Source organism: Paraburkholderia sp. BL17N1 (assembly GCF_003634175.1).
Classification (GTDB): Bacteria; Pseudomonadota; Gammaproteobacteria; order Burkholderiales; family Burkholderiaceae; genus Paraburkholderia.
On sequence record NZ_RBIW01000001.1, the window covers coordinates 167,578 to 181,738 of the forward strand.

Below are 14,161 nucleotides of genomic sequence, written 5' to 3' on the forward strand. Positions count from 1 at the left end.
CGCCACAGGCGTGTTTGCGAAGCCCCATGCGAACCGCTTAAAACGGAGCACCCATGCTCTACCAACTGCACGAATTCCAACGGGCGATGTTGAGCCCCCTCACCGCCTGGGCTCAGGCCGCATCGAAATCCTTTGCGAATCCCGCCAGCCCTTTGGCCTACGTGCCTGGCGCCACGCGCCTCTCAGCCGGTTACGAACTGCTCTACAGGCTTGGTAAAGATTACGAAAAGCCCGAGTTCAATCTTCATCAGATTGTCAAAGACGGCCATAACATCCCGATCATCGAACAGACGATCATCGAGAAGCCGTTTTGCCGCCTGATGCGCTTCAAGCGTTTCGCGGACGACAGCGACGCTGTCATCCAATTGAAAGATGAACCGGTCGTGCTGGTGTGCGCACCGTTGTCAGGACACCACGCCACGCTGCTGCGCGACACCGTTAAAACGCTGCTGCAGGATCACAAGGTCTACCTGACCGACTGGATCGACGCGCGCATGGTGCCGCTCGAAGCCGGCGAGTTTGGTCTGGACGACTATGTCGCCTACATTCAGGAATTCATCCGTCACATCGGCGCAAAGAATCTGCACGTGATCTCGGTGTGTCAGCCGACCGTGCCGGTGCTCGCCGCCATTTCGCTGCTGGCGAGCCGCGGTGAAGACACGCCGCGCACCATGACGATGATGGGCGGCCCGATCGACGCCCGCAAAAGCCCGACCTCGGTCAACTCGCTCGCCACACAGCACTCGTACGAGTGGTTCGAGAACAACGTGATCTTCACGGTGCCGCCGAATTATCCGGGCGTGGGCCGTAAGGTTTACCCGGGCTTTTTGCAGCACACCGGCTTTGTGGCCATGAATCCGGAACGCCACGCGGCGTCGCACTGGGATTACTACCAGAGCCTGCTGCGCGGCGACGAGGACGACGCGGAAGCGCACCGCCGCTTCTACGACGAGTATAACGCCGTGCTCGACATGGACGCTGACTATTACCTCGACACGATCCGCGTGGTCTTCCAGGAATTCAGCCTTGCCGAAGGCACGTGGGACGTCTCCGGCGAACGGGTGAAACCGCAGGACATCACGAAGACCGCGCTCTTCACGATCGAAGGCGAACTGGACGATATCTCCGGCGACGGCCAGACCTATGCCGCTCACGATCTGTGCACGGGCATTCCGGAAGCGAACAAGCGTCACTTCACCGCGGAAAAGTGCGGGCACTACGGCATTTTCTCAGGGCGCCGCTGGCGCACCATCATCTATCCGCAGTTGCGCGACTTCATCCTCGAGCACAACAAGGCGCCGAAGGTTGCGAAGGAAAAAGTCGAAGCCTGAGCGTCGCACGCATAGTCGATAAACAACGGCCTCTTCGGAGGCCGTTGTCGTTTCTGAGGATCCCGAAGCCTCGGGGCGCGGCGCGACGTTACTTCCGCAACAGATAGGCGAGCAGCAACTCGGTGTTCATCTGAATCACTTCACTGCGCTCGCTCGCACTGCTGAAGTCGCGGCCGAGCGTGGCTTCGAGCGTGAAGCGGTTCGACACGATGTAATAGCCCATGCCGGACAGCGTGACATAGAAGCGCAGCGGATCGACATTGGTGCGAAACAGCCCCGCGCGTTGACCGCGTTCGAGAATGCCGCCGAGCGTGGCGACGATCGGCGAGATCATTTCGCGGATGCGCGTGGACTTCTGCATATAGCGTGCTTCGTGCAGATTCTCGTTATTGATGAGACGCAGCAACTCGGGATGATCGCGGTAGTAATCCCAAACAAAATGCGCGAGACGCGTGATGGCCTCGACCGGGGCAATGCCATTGAGTTCGAGCGTGCGCTCCGCTTCGTTGAGCGCGCTGAACGCGTGCTCGAGTACCGCGGTAAACAGTTGCTCCTTGCTACCGAAGTAGTAATAGAGCATGCGCTCATTCGTTTCCGCGCGGCGAGCGATCTGATCGACGCGCGCGCCGAATAGCCCACCATTTGCAAACTCTTCGGCCGCCGCGAGCAGAATGCGGCGCCGTGTGCCTTCAGGATCTCTTTTGATTTTCGGCTGATTCATGGTGGCATCGTCTTCGTGAGCCGCGTTATCCGGATCGCGCCGCCGGCCTCTCCTCGGGCCTTGCACCGACAGCACTGAACGGGCTGGTTGGGGGAATACCCTTCTGCGGTCTTTCGAAAAAGCGCTTCGATTATGGCACATGGATTGCGGATGGCAATTGGGGAAATCGGCGATAATGTGCTATTTAGTTCAAGCTGTGCGGCCGCAAGCCAAAGCACCAGTCAGAGCCCCACGCCGTGACCGTGACAGATACCAGAACCCTCGCAGACCGCATCGAAGATCTGCTCCCCCAGACGCAATGCACCAAGTGCGGTTACCCCGCATGCCGTCCCTATGCCGAAGCCGTTGCAAGCGGCGAGGCCAATTACAACCAGTGCCCGCCGGGCGGCGCCGAAGGCATCGTGCGGCTTGCCGCGTTGCTCGGCAAGCCGGTGATTCCGCTCAATTCCGCCAATGGCGTCGAAAGGCCGCGCCCGTTGGCGGTTATCGACGAGCAAGTTTGCATCGGTTGCACGTTGTGCATGCAGGCCTGTCCAGTCGATGCAATAGTTGGCGCACCGAAACAGATGCATACGGTGATCGTCGAACTCTGCACTGGTTGCGACCTGTGCGTGCCGCCCTGCCCCGTCGACTGCATCGCCTTGCCGCCGGTCACGGGTGAAGCGACCGGTTGGAATGCATGGAGCCAGGCACAGGCCGACGCCGCGCGCGCGCGCCACGACCGGCGCGAAGCGCGTCTCGCACGCGAGCGCGAGGCCGCCGAAGCACGTGCTGCAGCGCGGCGAGCAGGCAGCACTCCCACTGCTCAGGTTACCGAAACAACTGCGTCCAGCGAGGCGACGCCATCGGTTGCACCCGCCGCGGACGACGCCGATGCAAAGAAACGCGCGATCATCCAGGCCGCGCTCGAACGTGCTCGCAAGAAGAAAGAGGAACTGGCCGCCAAAGGCCAGGGCCCGCTCAACACCGAGCGCGTGAGCGCGGATGTGCAGGCGCAGATCGACGCCGCCGAAGCGCGCCGCCGCCGTCTCGGCCTCGCCGCGGACGACACCGGCACGCCGTCCGACAAGCGCTAACCGCACCGTCACGCCCAGCATGAACGCGAACAAACGCCGCGCCATCTACGAGACGCTTCAGAGTCTCAATCCTCATCCGACAACCGAACTCGAGTACACCACTCCGTTCGAACTGCTGATCGCCGTGTTGCTGTCCGCACAGGCCACCGACGTGTCGGTCAACAAGGCCATGCGCAAGATGTTCCCGGTCGCGAACACGCCGCAGAAGGTTTTCGATCTGGGCGAGGAAGGCGTGACCGGCTACCTCAAGACTATCGGCCTCTATCGCACCAAGGCGAAGAACGTCATCGCGACGTGCCGCATTTTGCTCGACCAGTACGGCGGCGAAGTGCCCGAGGATCGCGAAGCGCTCGAAAGTCTGCCGGGCGTCGGCCGGAAAACGGCCAATGTGATTCTGAACACGGCGTTCGGTCATCCGACCATTGCGGTCGACACGCACATCTTTCGGGTTGCGAATCGAACCGGCCTCGCGCCCGGCAAGGACGTTCGCGCGGTCGAAGTGGCGCTGGAGAAATTCACGCCCGCCGAGTTCAAGCAGGACGCGCACCACTGGCTGATCCTGCACGGCCGCTATGTGTGCAAGGCGCGCCGGCCTGAATGCTGGCATTGCGTGATCGAGCCGCTGTGCGAGTTCCGGCCGAAAACGCCCCCGCCGGATCTGTAGGCGCAACCGGCGCCTCGCTCAGCGCCGGAGCGCCGCCAGCAGCCCGCGCCGCCCCGGCGTAAAATGACGCCCTGCCTCGTCGGCTCGTCCGCTTCACGAGTTGACGCTTCACAGGCTCACGTCCCACGCCCACTCAACGCACCGGTCTCACGATGTTCAATCCCAGCCGCGACGAAGTCCGTCTTTTCTTCACCGACACCTGGCGCAAGCAGCGCAAAGGCGAAATTCTGACGCCGCTGGAGGCCATCGCCGCCGACTGGATCGTCGAACACCCCGAATACCATGCCGACCTGACCGACGGCGACGCCGCCCAGGCGCAGGACTACTCGCCCGAACGCGGCCAGACCAACCCGTTTCTGCATCTGTCGATGCATCTGGCGATCACCGAACAGCTCTCGATCGACCAGCCGCCCGGCATTCGCGCGGCGCATGAACGGCTTGCCGCACGCCTCGGCTCGACCCACGAAGCGCAGCACGCGATCATGGACTGCCTCGGCGAAACCATCTGGGAAGCACAGCGCACCGGCACGCCGCCGGACACGGACGCGTATCTGCAGCGCATCGAGCGGCGCGCCACGCGCGATTGAGGCCGGCGTCGCGCGTACAAGGGCGAGCGGGCAAAGACCGCGGCTCCAAAAGCACAACACCCCGCCGAAGCGGGGTGTCGTTCAATTCGAAAGCAGCGCGAAGATGGTGCGACGCGTTTACTTCTTCTGCACCAGATCGCCGTTCAGCGATTCGACATAAGCCGCGATGTCTTTCATATCGCTTTGCGACAGGCTTTGCACTTGCGCCTGCATGATCGGGTTGTTGCGACCGAAATGCGGGTTGCCGTTGCCCATCTGATACTGACGCAGCGCAAAGTACACATAGTCGGAATGCTGACCCGCGAGCTTCGGATATTCCGGGCTCACCGGCTTGTTCAGGTTCACGCCGTGGCACGCCGCGCAGTTGTGGCTGTCGGACAGCACCTTGCCGTTGCCTGCGTCGGCCGCGTGCGCGAGGTTCGCTGCAACCAGACCGATCACTGCCGCCGACGCGCATGCAGCCTTGAACACCGTGTGGAGTGCCTGTTGGGGCTTATTCATGAATTCTCCTATCCCGCGAATTTATTAGCCGAGTGACTGGATGGACGAGCCGCAGCCGGTCACTTGTCGGGATTGCTCTTCGAAGAGGAATTTTGCGCTGCGTAGTAGGCCGCGATGTCGGCGATGTCCTGATCCGACAGCGACGCGGTAATGGCGCGCATGGTTTCGAAATGGCGGTCGCCCTTCTTGTAGCCATGCAGGGCGTTCTCGAGGTACGCCTGGTTCTGCCCGCCGAGCATTGGCACGCGGTAGACCTCAGGGTAAGCCGTGCGGTATTCAGGGATGCCGTGGCAGCCAATACACATCGCGACCTTGCCCTGGCCCGCCTTCGCGTTGCCGACGACATCCGCTGCCTGCGCACTGGCCGTATAGCCCGCGAGCACCGACAGCGCTGCGATCACGACGTTTTTGCCAACGAATTTGTTCATAGCATGTAACCTGGCTTGAGGGGAAACGGGCGACCAGAAGGCAACGGCCCGCGCCGTTATTCTTATAGGGTAGCCACGCAGGCCAAAAAAATCGGGCTAATTGTACCGCGACGCCGCGCCGAACGTCCACCGCGCGGGGCGGCGGCGCGTCCAGCCGCCGCAAAGCCACGGCTAGCGCCGCTTTGCTTCGCCGCAGCCGATCCGCGGGGCATGGCGGCCACCGTCGCATATGGGCTGCTCACGCTGGTGCGCACCCGTTCGATACCGCGGCCAGCACGGCAACCGACGCCCCGCCCAGCCCGCTCTCGCCCGGCTCGCCCGCCCACCGGGCGCGCCGGGCGAGCATTCGGCCTGCTCGCGGACGCCGCGTGCGCACTCTTTTACGCCACGGCACCGCGGAAGACACCTTACGCGAGGCGGTTTCAGGCCAACAGGCCTTCTGACTTATACTGGGTTTTTTCCCAAAAAAGAGCAGCTCGCCATGCGTTTCGAAGGCTCATCGCAGTACGTCGCCACCGACGACCTCAAGCTCGCGGTCAACGCCGCGATGACGCTCAAGCGCCCGCTGCTGATCAAGGGCGAGCCCGGCACGGGCAAAACCATGCTCGCCGAAGAAGTCGCCGCCGCGCTCGGCATGCCGCTGCTGCAATGGCACATCAAGTCCACCACCAAGGCGCAGCAAGGTCTGTACGAATACGACGCGGTGTCGCGCCTGCGCGATTCGCAACTCGGCGACGAGCGCGTCAAGGACATCCGCAACTACATCGTCAAGGGCGTGCTGTGGCAGGCGTTCGAGTCGGACGAGCAAACCGTGCTGCTGATCGACGAGATCGACAAGGCCGACATCGAATTTCCGAACGATTTGCTGCGTGAACTCGACCGCATGGAGTTCTACGTGTACGAAACGCACGAGCTGATCCGCGCGAAACAGCGCCCGCTCGTGATCATCACGTCGAACAACGAGAAGGAACTGCCGGACGCGTTCCTCCGCCGCTGCTTCTTCCACTACATCAAGTTCCCCGATCCGGTCACCATGCAGCAGATCGTCGAGGTGCACTACCCCGGCATCAAGAAGGAACTGCTCGCGGCCGCCATGCAGAGCTTTTTCGAATTGCGCAACGTCGCCGGATTGAAGAAGAAGCCGTCCACCTCGGAACTGCTCGACTGGCTCAAGCTGCTGCTCGCCGAAGACATTCCGCCGGAAGCGCTGCGCTCGTCCGACCAGAAGCAGATCATTCCGCCGCTGCATGGCGCGCTGCTGAAAAACGAGCAGGACGTGAGCCTGTTCGAGCGGCTGATCTTCATGAACCGCAATAACCGTTGATCGAGCGCTGATTGAGCGCTCACTGAACGTTCAATGAGCGCGTATAGATCGTGACCAGGAGCCGGATGGTCGCGAGGCCGCCACTGAAAAGCGCGCCGCCCCGACCACCCGCCGCCGCAGAGGACCCAGCATGCTGATCGACTTCTTCTACTCGCTGCGCGCCGCCAAACTGCCGGTGTCGGTGAAGGAATACCTGACGCTGCTCGAGGCGCTCAAGGCCAACGTGATCGCGCCGTCGCTCGACGAGTTCTACTATCTCGCGCGCATCACGCTGGTCAAGGACGAGCAGTACTTCGACAAGTTCGACCAGGCGTTCGGCGCGTATTTCAAAGGCGTCGCGCAAGCTTCGGAACTCGCCTTCGACATCCCGCTCGACTGGCTGAAAAAGAAGCTGCAACGCGACCTGTCGCCGGAAGAAAAAGCGCAGATCGAGGCGATGGGTGGCCTCGACAAGCTCATGGAGCGCCTGAAGGAACTGTTCGACGAGCAGAAGGAGCGCCACGAAGGCGGCAGCAAGTGGATCGGCACGGGCGGCACGTCGCCGTTCGGCAATGGCGGCTACAACCCGGAGGGCGTGCGCATCGGCGGCGACGCGGCGGGCAACCGCACCGCCGTCAAGGTCTGGGAAGCGCGCGCCTATCGCGATTACGACGACCAGGTCGAAATCGGCACGCGCAACATCAAGATCGCGCTGCGCCGCCTGCGCCGCTTCGCTCGCGAAGGCGCCGCCGAAGAGCTCGATCTGCCCGACACGATCCGCAGCACGGCCGCGAACGCCGGCTGGCTCGATCTGAAGATGGTGCCCGAGCGGCACAACAAGGTGAAAGTACTGATGCTGCTGGACGTGGGCGGCTCGATGGACGATCACATCAAGCGCACCGAGGAGCTGTTCTCCGCCGCCAAAGCCGAGTTCAAGCACCTGGAGTTCTACTATTTCCACAACTGCGTGTACGACTTTCTGTGGAAAAACAACCGCCGCCGTCACGCCGAGCGCATGCCGACGTGGGACGTGCTGCACAAATTCACCTCGGACTACAAGCTGATCTTCGTCGGCGACGCGACCATGAGCCCGTACGAAGTGCTGCAGCCGGGCGGCTCGGTGGAGTACAACAACGCCGAAGCCGGCGCGGTCTGGCTGCGCCGGCTCGCCGATCATTTCCCGCATCACGCGTGGCTCAATCCCGAACCGGAAGGCTTGTGGGCGTACCGGCAGTCGGTCAGCGCGATCCGCGAAGTGCTCGGCCATCGCATGTACCCGCTCACGCTCGCCGGCCTCGAGGCCGCCATGCGCATGCTGAGCAAATAGCCGGGTCGCGTTCTATCTTCGCCTTACCATCTTCGATAAGAAAGCATCTGCATGAGTCCGTCTAGCACGCCCCATTTGTCCCCCGCCGCCGCGCCGCCCGGGCGCCTCAATCCTTTCGCCGACACGTCGCTGTCCGCCATCGTCGCCGGTTTTGTCGCGATGATGACCGGCTACACCAGTTCGCTCGTGCTGATGTTCCAGGCCGGCCAGGCCGCGCATCTATCCGACGCGCAGATTTCGTCGTGGATCTGGGCCTTGTCGATCGGCATGGCCGTCTGCACGATCGGCCTGTCGCTGCGCTTTCGCGCACCGATCGTGATCGCCTGGTCGACGCCCGGCGCGGCGCTGCTGGTGTCCTCGCTGCCGCATGTGGCGTATGCGGAAGCGATCGGCGCGTTTATCGTTTGCGCGCTGCTGCTCACGTTGGTCGGCCTGACCGGCTGGTTCGACACGCTGATGAAGAAGATTCCGGCGGGCATCGCCTCGGCTTTGCTGGCGGGCATCCTGTTCGAGATCGGCATCGAGATTTTCCGCGCCGCGCAATTCCAGACCGCGCTCGTGCTGACGATGTTTTTCACCTATCTGATCGTCAAACGGCTCGCGCCGCGCTACGCGATCGTCACGACGCTGATCGTCGGCACCGCGGCTGCCGGCGGGCTCGGGCTGCTCGACTTCAGCCGCTTTCACGTCGCGCTGGCGCATCCGGTGTTCACGATGCCGGCGTTTTCGGTAGCGGCAGGCGTCAGCATCGGAATTCCGCTGTTCGTCGTGGCGATGGCATCGCAGAACGTGCCGGGCATCGCCGTGCTGCGCGCGGACGGCTACACCACGCCCTCGGCGCCGCTGATTTCGACCACCGGCATCGCCTCGTTGCTGCTCGCGCCGTTCGGTTCGCACGGCATCAATCTTGCGGCGATCACCGCGGCGATCTGCACCGGCCCCGAAGCGCACGAAAACCGCAACAAGCGCTATATGGCGGCGGTGTGGTGCGGCATCTTCTACCTGATCGCCGGGGTTTTCGGTGCGACCATCGCCGCGCTGTTCGCGGCCTTGCCAAAGGCGCTGGTGGTGTCCGTCGCGGCGCTGGCGTTGTTCGGCTCGATCATGAGCGGGCTCGCCAACGCGATGCAGGACCTGAAGCAGCGCGAGGCGGCGCTGGTCACGTTCATGGTGACGGCGTCGGGGCTGACTTTGCTGTCCATCGGTTCGGCTTTCTGGGGCCTGGTGGCGGGTGTGCTGACGCAAGTCGTGTTGAATGCGCGGCGCGCTTGATGCGCCTGCGGCGCGAGGCGGCGGCCTGGTGATCTGGCGGCGGGCGACAGCCGCGCTGCCGCGGAGCGGGTGTTGAACGCCCTGCGCGCTTGATGCGTCCGCTGCGCGAGGCGACGGCTCGACGTCCAGCCGCCTGTTGCCTGTCGCCTGTCGCCGGCAAAATCGGTTGGCAATAATCAGTCGGTAAAATCCGCTCGGCAGAATCGGTCAGCGCTGGATCGATGGGCGGAAAATGCCGCGTGAAATCGATGTGAACGGATCGCCATGGGCAAGTGTCAACACTGCATTAGCCGATCCGCCATAGAATAGAAGCATCCGGCAGTGCTTTCCGTCAAAATTCCACGGCACGATGACGGGCGGCGCTGCAGCGTGACCCGCGGCCGCCGGAACTGGTTTGCGTTTCAGACCGGTGGCAACCTCATTTCTCCTGAACCACGGCGCGCACGCGCCTTGAAGGCTCGAACATGACAACCGCACTCGATCAACTCAAGCAATACACCACCGTCGTGGCCGATACCGGCGACTTCCAGCAGCTTGCCCAGTACAAGCCGCAGGACGCGACCACCAATCCGTCGCTGATTCTGAAAGCGGTGCAGAAAGACGACTATAAGCCGCTGCTCGAAAAGACCGTGAAGGCTCACGCGTCGAAGCCGGTCGGCGCGATCATCGACCAGTTGCTGATCGCCTTCGGCACCGAAATTCTCAAGATCATTCCGGGCCGCGTGTCGACGGAAGTGGACGCGCGCCTCTCGTTCGACACCGAAGCGTCGATCGCCAAGGGCCGCGAACTGATCTCGCTGTACAAGGAGCACGGTATCGGCCGCGAACGCGTGCTGATCAAGCTGGCTTCCACGTGGGAAGGTGTCCGCGCGGCGGAAGTGCTGCAGAAGGAAGGCATTCACTGCAACATGACGCTGCTGTTCTCGCTCGCTCAGGCGGCGGCCTGTGCTGAGGCTGGCGCGCAGTTGATCTCGCCGTTCGTCGGGCGGATTTACGACTGGTACAAGAAGAACGCCGGCAGCGCGTGGGACGAAGCGAAAGACGGCGGCGCCAATGACCCCGGCGTCAAATCGGTGCGCCGCATTTACGCGTACTACAAGAAGTTCGGCTACAAGACCGAGGTGATGGGCGCGAGTTTTCGCACGCCGGGGCAGATTCTCGAACTGGCTGGGTGCGATCTGCTGACTATCAGTCCGGATTTGCTGCAGAAGCTGCAGGAGAGCACGGAGAAGGTGGAGCGGAAGCTGTCGCCGGATAGCGCTAAAGATGCGGATATTGAACGCGTGCCGGTTGATGAAGCGTCGTTCCGGTTTCTCGTCAATGATGAGGCTATGGCGACTGAGAAGCTCGCGGAAGGGATTCGGGCGTTTGCCGCTGATGCGGTTAAGTTGGAGAAGTTGATCGAAGCATTGCGGTAAGGTTCGGTTGCGCTGCTTTTTGTCGGCGCTGCGTGTACGCGGCCCTGGACTTTACGGTTCAGGGCCGTGTGTCGTTTACTCGCCTGCGGCGTCGGTTTGCTGTTGCATTTGATGCGCGGTGGGGGCGCCGCTGGGGTTACGACATTTAGTCACAATTGGGCGTTCGTCGGCGTCTAAAATCCTCTGCATGGGCGCTTTATGGTGGTCTATTAGCGTCGCCCCTGTGCGGGGCAATGCTCTCAACTTAAGCCTCGAAGGGCTTGTATACAGGGCGTTAGCCCTGTAAACTTCATCGCATAACTCACTGATAAATCAACGATATGAACTCAAATACCAGCGTCCTCAAGGCTTCTGGCTGAGTTCTCCGAATTCCTGTTCGATCCGGCGCTCGCCGATCGCGTGCGTCGTTCTCCCACCGCCTTTACCCGCAATCGCACACTGACCTTGCCGCGCATGGCCGCGCTGATGATGTCGGGCATGTGCGCCAGTGTGCAGGCCGAACTTGACGCGCTATTCGGCGCACTGGGAAGCCGCGGCGGGCGCACCCGCGCTGTCAGCGCACAGGCCTTCAGCAAGGCGCGACGGGGCGTGTCTGCCGAACTGTTCGAGCTGGCCCGCGCCCGCCTGATCTCGCTGGCCCAACCCCATATCGATTCGATGCGCTGGCACGGCCTGAGGCTGGTCGCCGCTGATGGCAGCCGCCTGCGTGTGGGCACGCGTCGCGGCCATGAACTGCGCGCCGATCACTACGCGTTTGCGCTATTCCTGCCGGGTTCCGAACTGACCCTGCACGCTGCACTTCATCCCGCCGACGGCGGCGAGCGGCAGATGCTGTTCGAAGCCCTCGATGTGCTGCAACCGCATACCGACCTGCTGCTGCTCGATCGCGGCTATATCGGCAACGCGATGGTGGCCGCACTCGCACAGCGCGAAATCCCGTTCTGCATGCGCGTCGATGCGCGTAACTGGAAATGCGTCAGCGCCTTTGCCCGCAGCGGTAAAGCCGAGCGTGTGGTGACACTGGACGCGCCCAGCGAACTGGATGCCCGCGACTATGAACTGGCGCGTACGCCCACCACTGTGCGCCTGATCCGCGACGTCACGCCGGGCGGTCGCGTGCGGGTGCTGATGACCTCGCTGCTCGATGGCGGGCGTTATCCGGCGGCATCGTTCGGCGCGCTCTATCATCAGCGCTGGCGGGTCGAGGAAGCGTTCAAACGACTCAAGCACCGGCTGCGGCTGGAAGCCGTCACAGGCCTCGATTACCTGGCGTTACAGCAGGACTTCGGCGCAAAAATCCTCGCCGACAACCTGTTCACCCTGCTCAGCGATCTCGATGCGCCGCACGACGACAGACATGCCAGCCGTCCTAACCGGGTGTATGCACTGGGCGCACTCAAGCCCATCCTCGGCGCGTGTCTTCTGCGCATCCAGCGCTGCCTGGACGGCCTCGCCGGTGTGCTGGAACTGATCCGCCAGACCCGATGCCGGATACAGCCGTCACGCTCCTATCCAAGACCACCCCGAAAAGCCAAGCCCCACTTCCATCTCGCGTACAAACTTGCTTGATGCAGCGGAGCTTAAGTTGAGAGCATTGCTGTGCGGGGCGGCACCTACTTTCTTTGCCGCGGCAAAGAAAGTAGGCAAAGAAAGCCGCTTCACACCGCCAGCTCATAAGTGGGCCCCTCGCGCAGTTGCGGTAGTGGCGCATCTGGAATCTGTGTCCTCGCACACTCCGCGTCAGTGACAAGGCGCTCATTCTTCCGGCGGCGCTGCGCGCGCCGTCGCGGTACTTCATATATCCATTGGCCCTTCCGTTGTTCTTTGTCGGGAGATAGTCGCTTACCCTTGGGAGACGATCATGGTAGTTCAGCCTTACGTATTTTTTAATGGACGGTGCGAGGAAGCGCTCGACTACTATTGCGCGAAGCTCGGCGCTCAGGTGACCCTCAAGATGCGCTACAAGGACGCGCCGCCCGATCCGCAAAACCAGCCGCGCCCAGGTCTCGAAGAAAAGATCATGCACGCCAATGTGCGCATGGGCTCGACCGACTGGATGGCCTCCGACGGTCATTGCGATCCCGCCGCCACCATGAACGGCTTCAGCCTCTCGCTAACCGCCGACGACGCCAAGTCCGCCGAACAGTTCTTCAACGCGCTCGCCGACGGCGGTCAGGTAACGCTCCCGTTTCAGCCTACCTTCTGGAGCAAAGGCTTCGGCATGGTGGTCGACCGCTTCGGTCTCATGTGGATGGTGACAGTGCCAGAAGGTTGAGCCACGGCGCTGTACACGACAATGAGCGCGTGCGCTGGCAGTGATTGCTGCGGTTGCCGCGCTCGGTTCGGTCAGGCGACCACGGCGCCCCTGGGATTGGGCGCCGACCGGCTCAAACCTTCAGTAATGGCCGCGCACGGCGTTCGATGTTCCAGTTCGGCTCGGTTTCCAGCAACCGCTCGCGCAGGCGGTCCACCTGTTCGGCAAGCCGTTGTCCAAGCCAGTACGGCCCCTGAAATTCGGGCGGCAGCCTCAGCGCCGCGTCGCCGTGCGTCTGCGCGAGCGCCGACGCGGACGGAATGCCGAAGTGCGTCGCCCGGCCAAAACGCAGGCCGCGCGCCATCCCCAGCAGAATCGCGCGCACGGTGCGCACCTCGGCGCCGCATTGCTCGGCGTACGCGGCGCGCGCCGTGGCGTCGGCGTGCATCAGCGGACCGGTGGCGAGCAACTCCAGCGAACTGAGCACCGAGCGGTGCAGCCGCTGAATCTCTTCGAGCTTCGACTGCGGCACCTCGATTTCCTTCGCCACCGAAGGCATCAGCGAACGCAATTGCACGAGCCGCTTGTTGATCGCCAGAAAGCGCTTGACCTGCTCTTCCTCGTTGATGGTCTCGCCCTCCAGCAGCCGCGTGTAGATTCGCGCGCATTCGCGCAGATTGGTCGCGAGCCCATAGCGCCACGAATAGGTGGCATGCAGCGGCAGCGCAAACGAAAACGCCAGCGCAATCACAATGCCGATCAGCACATTCGCCGTACGCCACAGGCCGACGTCGATCTGGTTGTCGCCGTGACCCGCGACGATGCACATGGTGATCGCCGTCAACAGCCCGATATAGCCCGACGAGCCGATCGCAAACCACGCGCAGATGCCCGCGACGATCGACATCAGCACATAAGTGAGCGGCGGCGAGTCGGTCAGGTTCTGCAACACGATCAGCGCGAGCCCGATCGACGCCCCGAGCAGCGTGCCCGCCGCCCGCTCCGCCGCCTTCTTGCGGATGTTGCCGTGATGCTGCAAGCCGCCGATCACCACCAGCAAGGTGACCGACGACCAGATGCCGTGCGGAATGTCGATGCCGGTGGTCGCCAGAATCGACACCAGCATGGCCAGCCCGACACGCAGACTGTGCAGCACCTTGGCGTGGCGATAGCGGTAGTAAGGCGACGTAACCGCGCGAACCATCCGGCTGAGCGCCGAGCGGCGTGGAATCACAGTGTGGGAATCGGCAGAAGCCATGGCGGCGCGCTCGATACGGTG

At 62.8% G+C, this 14,161-nt stretch carries 14 protein-coding genes; 10 read left to right on the forward strand and 4 right to left on the reverse strand.

Translation table 11 applies throughout. The features are described from left to right. The first annotated feature begins 53 nt into the window (after positions 1 to 53). Positions 54 to 1,331 (forward strand): polyhydroxyalkanoate depolymerase, encoded by a 1,278-nt coding sequence (gene phaZ / locus B0G82_RS00780; RefSeq protein WP_116142509.1) that lies wholly within the window; start codon positions 54 to 56, stop codon positions 1,329 to 1,331. Positions 1,332 to 1,419: 88 nt separating this feature from the next. On the opposite strand, the gene B0G82_RS00785 is transcribed toward phaZ, so the two are convergent. Continuing rightward, positions 1,420 to 2,052 carry a TetR/AcrR family transcriptional regulator gene (locus B0G82_RS00785; RefSeq protein ID WP_012432273.1) on the reverse strand — a complete coding sequence of 211 codons (633 nt, stop codon included), beginning with the start codon at positions 2,050 to 2,052 and terminating at the stop codon, positions 1,420 to 1,422. A gap of 242 nt (positions 2,053 to 2,294) precedes the next feature. Between B0G82_RS00785 and rsxB the strand changes: the two genes are divergently transcribed. The 3 genes from rsxB to B0G82_RS00800 all read left to right on the forward strand — a co-directional run bounded on the left by rsxB (position 2,295) and on the right by B0G82_RS00800 (position 4,379). After that, on the forward strand, positions 2,295 to 3,128 hold the full coding sequence (rsxB, locus tag B0G82_RS00790) for an electron transport complex subunit RsxB (RefSeq protein ID WP_121308575.1): 834 nt from the start codon (positions 2,295 to 2,297) through the stop codon (positions 3,126 to 3,128). Between the two features lie 19 nt (positions 3,129 to 3,147). Then, the gene (gene nth, locus B0G82_RS00795; protein WP_121306365.1) at positions 3,148 to 3,792 is read left to right on the forward strand and encodes an endonuclease III; all 645 of its coding nucleotides are present in this window, start codon (positions 3,148 to 3,150) and stop codon (positions 3,790 to 3,792) included. A gap of 152 nt (positions 3,793 to 3,944) precedes the next feature. Next, positions 3,945 to 4,379, forward strand: coding sequence for a DUF1841 family protein (locus B0G82_RS00800; RefSeq protein ID WP_012432270.1), 435 nt, complete (start codon positions 3,945 to 3,947; stop codon positions 4,377 to 4,379). A gap of 117 nt (positions 4,380 to 4,496) precedes the next feature. On the opposite strand, the gene B0G82_RS00805 is transcribed toward B0G82_RS00800, so the two are convergent. Then, entirely contained in the window at positions 4,497 to 4,880 is a 384-nt protein-coding gene (locus B0G82_RS00805; RefSeq protein ID WP_106280217.1) for a c-type cytochrome, read from the reverse strand. Positions 4,881 to 4,939: 59 nt separating this feature from the next. Further along, a complete protein-coding gene (locus tag B0G82_RS00810; RefSeq protein ID WP_106280215.1) occupies positions 4,940 to 5,308 on the reverse strand; it encodes a c-type cytochrome in 369 nt (122 codons plus the stop codon). Between the two features lie 481 nt (positions 5,309 to 5,789). Between B0G82_RS00810 and B0G82_RS00815 the strand changes: the two genes are divergently transcribed. From B0G82_RS00815 to B0G82_RS00845, 6 genes are all read left to right on the forward strand, one after another. Then, positions 5,790 to 6,632 carry a MoxR family ATPase gene (locus B0G82_RS00815; RefSeq protein WP_012432267.1) on the forward strand — a complete coding sequence of 281 codons (843 nt, stop codon included), beginning with the start codon at positions 5,790 to 5,792 and terminating at the stop codon, positions 6,630 to 6,632. A gap of 130 nt (positions 6,633 to 6,762) precedes the next feature. Beyond that, complete coding sequence (locus tag B0G82_RS00820; RefSeq protein ID WP_106280213.1) at positions 6,763 to 7,938, forward strand: VWA domain-containing protein; 1,176 nt, start codon at positions 6,763 to 6,765, stop codon at positions 7,936 to 7,938. Positions 7,939 to 7,989: 51 nt separating this feature from the next. After that, entirely contained in the window at positions 7,990 to 9,210 is a 1,221-nt protein-coding gene (locus B0G82_RS00825) for a benzoate/H(+) symporter BenE family transporter (protein ID WP_116142512.1), read from the forward strand. Between the two features lie 464 nt (positions 9,211 to 9,674). Further along, complete coding sequence (tal, locus tag B0G82_RS00830) at positions 9,675 to 10,628, forward strand: transaldolase (RefSeq protein ID WP_116142513.1); 954 nt, start codon at positions 9,675 to 9,677, stop codon at positions 10,626 to 10,628. Positions 10,629 to 11,000: 372 nt separating this feature from the next. Further along, the gene (locus B0G82_RS00835) at positions 11,001 to 12,197 is read left to right on the forward strand and encodes an IS4 family transposase (RefSeq protein ID WP_121306366.1); all 1,197 of its coding nucleotides are present in this window, start codon (positions 11,001 to 11,003) and stop codon (positions 12,195 to 12,197) included. 292 nt (positions 12,198 to 12,489) lie between these two features. Then, positions 12,490 to 12,903: a VOC family protein gene (locus B0G82_RS00845; RefSeq protein WP_121306367.1), complete on the forward strand. Its 414-nt coding sequence runs from the start codon at positions 12,490 to 12,492 to the stop codon at positions 12,901 to 12,903. A 112-nt stretch (positions 12,904 to 13,015) separates the two neighbouring features. Here B0G82_RS00845 and B0G82_RS00850 read toward each other — a convergent pair whose 3' ends face one another. Further along, positions 13,016 to 14,140, reverse strand: a complete 1,125-nt coding sequence (locus B0G82_RS00850; RefSeq protein WP_199730043.1) for an FUSC family protein — start codon at positions 14,138 to 14,140, stop codon at positions 13,016 to 13,018. Positions 14,141 to 14,161 lie beyond the last annotated feature (21 nt).

What these genes read in the sequence shown, in the direction of transcription:
- B0G82_RS00810 (WP_106280215.1), bottom strand. Translation starts at nt 5,308, where the DNA reads ATGAACAAATTCGTTGGCAAAAACGTCGTGATCGCAGCGCTGTCGGTG.
- B0G82_RS00805 (WP_106280217.1), bottom strand. Translation starts at nt 4,880, where the DNA reads ATGAATAAGCCCCAACAGGCACTCCACACGGTGTTCAAGGCTGCATGC.
- B0G82_RS00850 (WP_199730043.1), bottom strand. Translation starts at nt 14,140, where the DNA reads ATGGCTTCTGCCGATTCCCACACTGTGATTCCACGCCGCTCGGCGCTC.
- B0G82_RS00785 (WP_012432273.1), bottom strand. Translation starts at nt 2,052, where the DNA reads ATGAATCAGCCGAAAATCAAAAGAGATCCTGAAGGCACACGGCGCCGC.
- B0G82_RS00800 (WP_012432270.1), top strand. Translation starts at nt 3,945, where the DNA reads ATGTTCAATCCCAGCCGCGACGAAGTCCGTCTTTTCTTCACCGACACC.
- tal (WP_116142513.1), top strand. Translation starts at nt 9,675, where the DNA reads ATGACAACCGCACTCGATCAACTCAAGCAATACACCACCGTCGTGGCC.
- phaZ (WP_116142509.1), top strand. Translation starts at nt 54, where the DNA reads ATGCTCTACCAACTGCACGAATTCCAACGGGCGATGTTGAGCCCCCTC.
- B0G82_RS00820 (WP_106280213.1), top strand. Translation starts at nt 6,763, where the DNA reads ATGCTGATCGACTTCTTCTACTCGCTGCGCGCCGCCAAACTGCCGGTG.
- B0G82_RS00815 (WP_012432267.1), top strand. Translation starts at nt 5,790, where the DNA reads ATGCGTTTCGAAGGCTCATCGCAGTACGTCGCCACCGACGACCTCAAG.
- B0G82_RS00845 (WP_121306367.1), top strand. Translation starts at nt 12,490, where the DNA reads ATGGTAGTTCAGCCTTACGTATTTTTTAATGGACGGTGCGAGGAAGCG.
- nth (WP_121306365.1), top strand. Translation starts at nt 3,148, where the DNA reads ATGAACGCGAACAAACGCCGCGCCATCTACGAGACGCTTCAGAGTCTC.
- B0G82_RS00825 (WP_116142512.1), top strand. Translation starts at nt 7,990, where the DNA reads ATGAGTCCGTCTAGCACGCCCCATTTGTCCCCCGCCGCCGCGCCGCCC.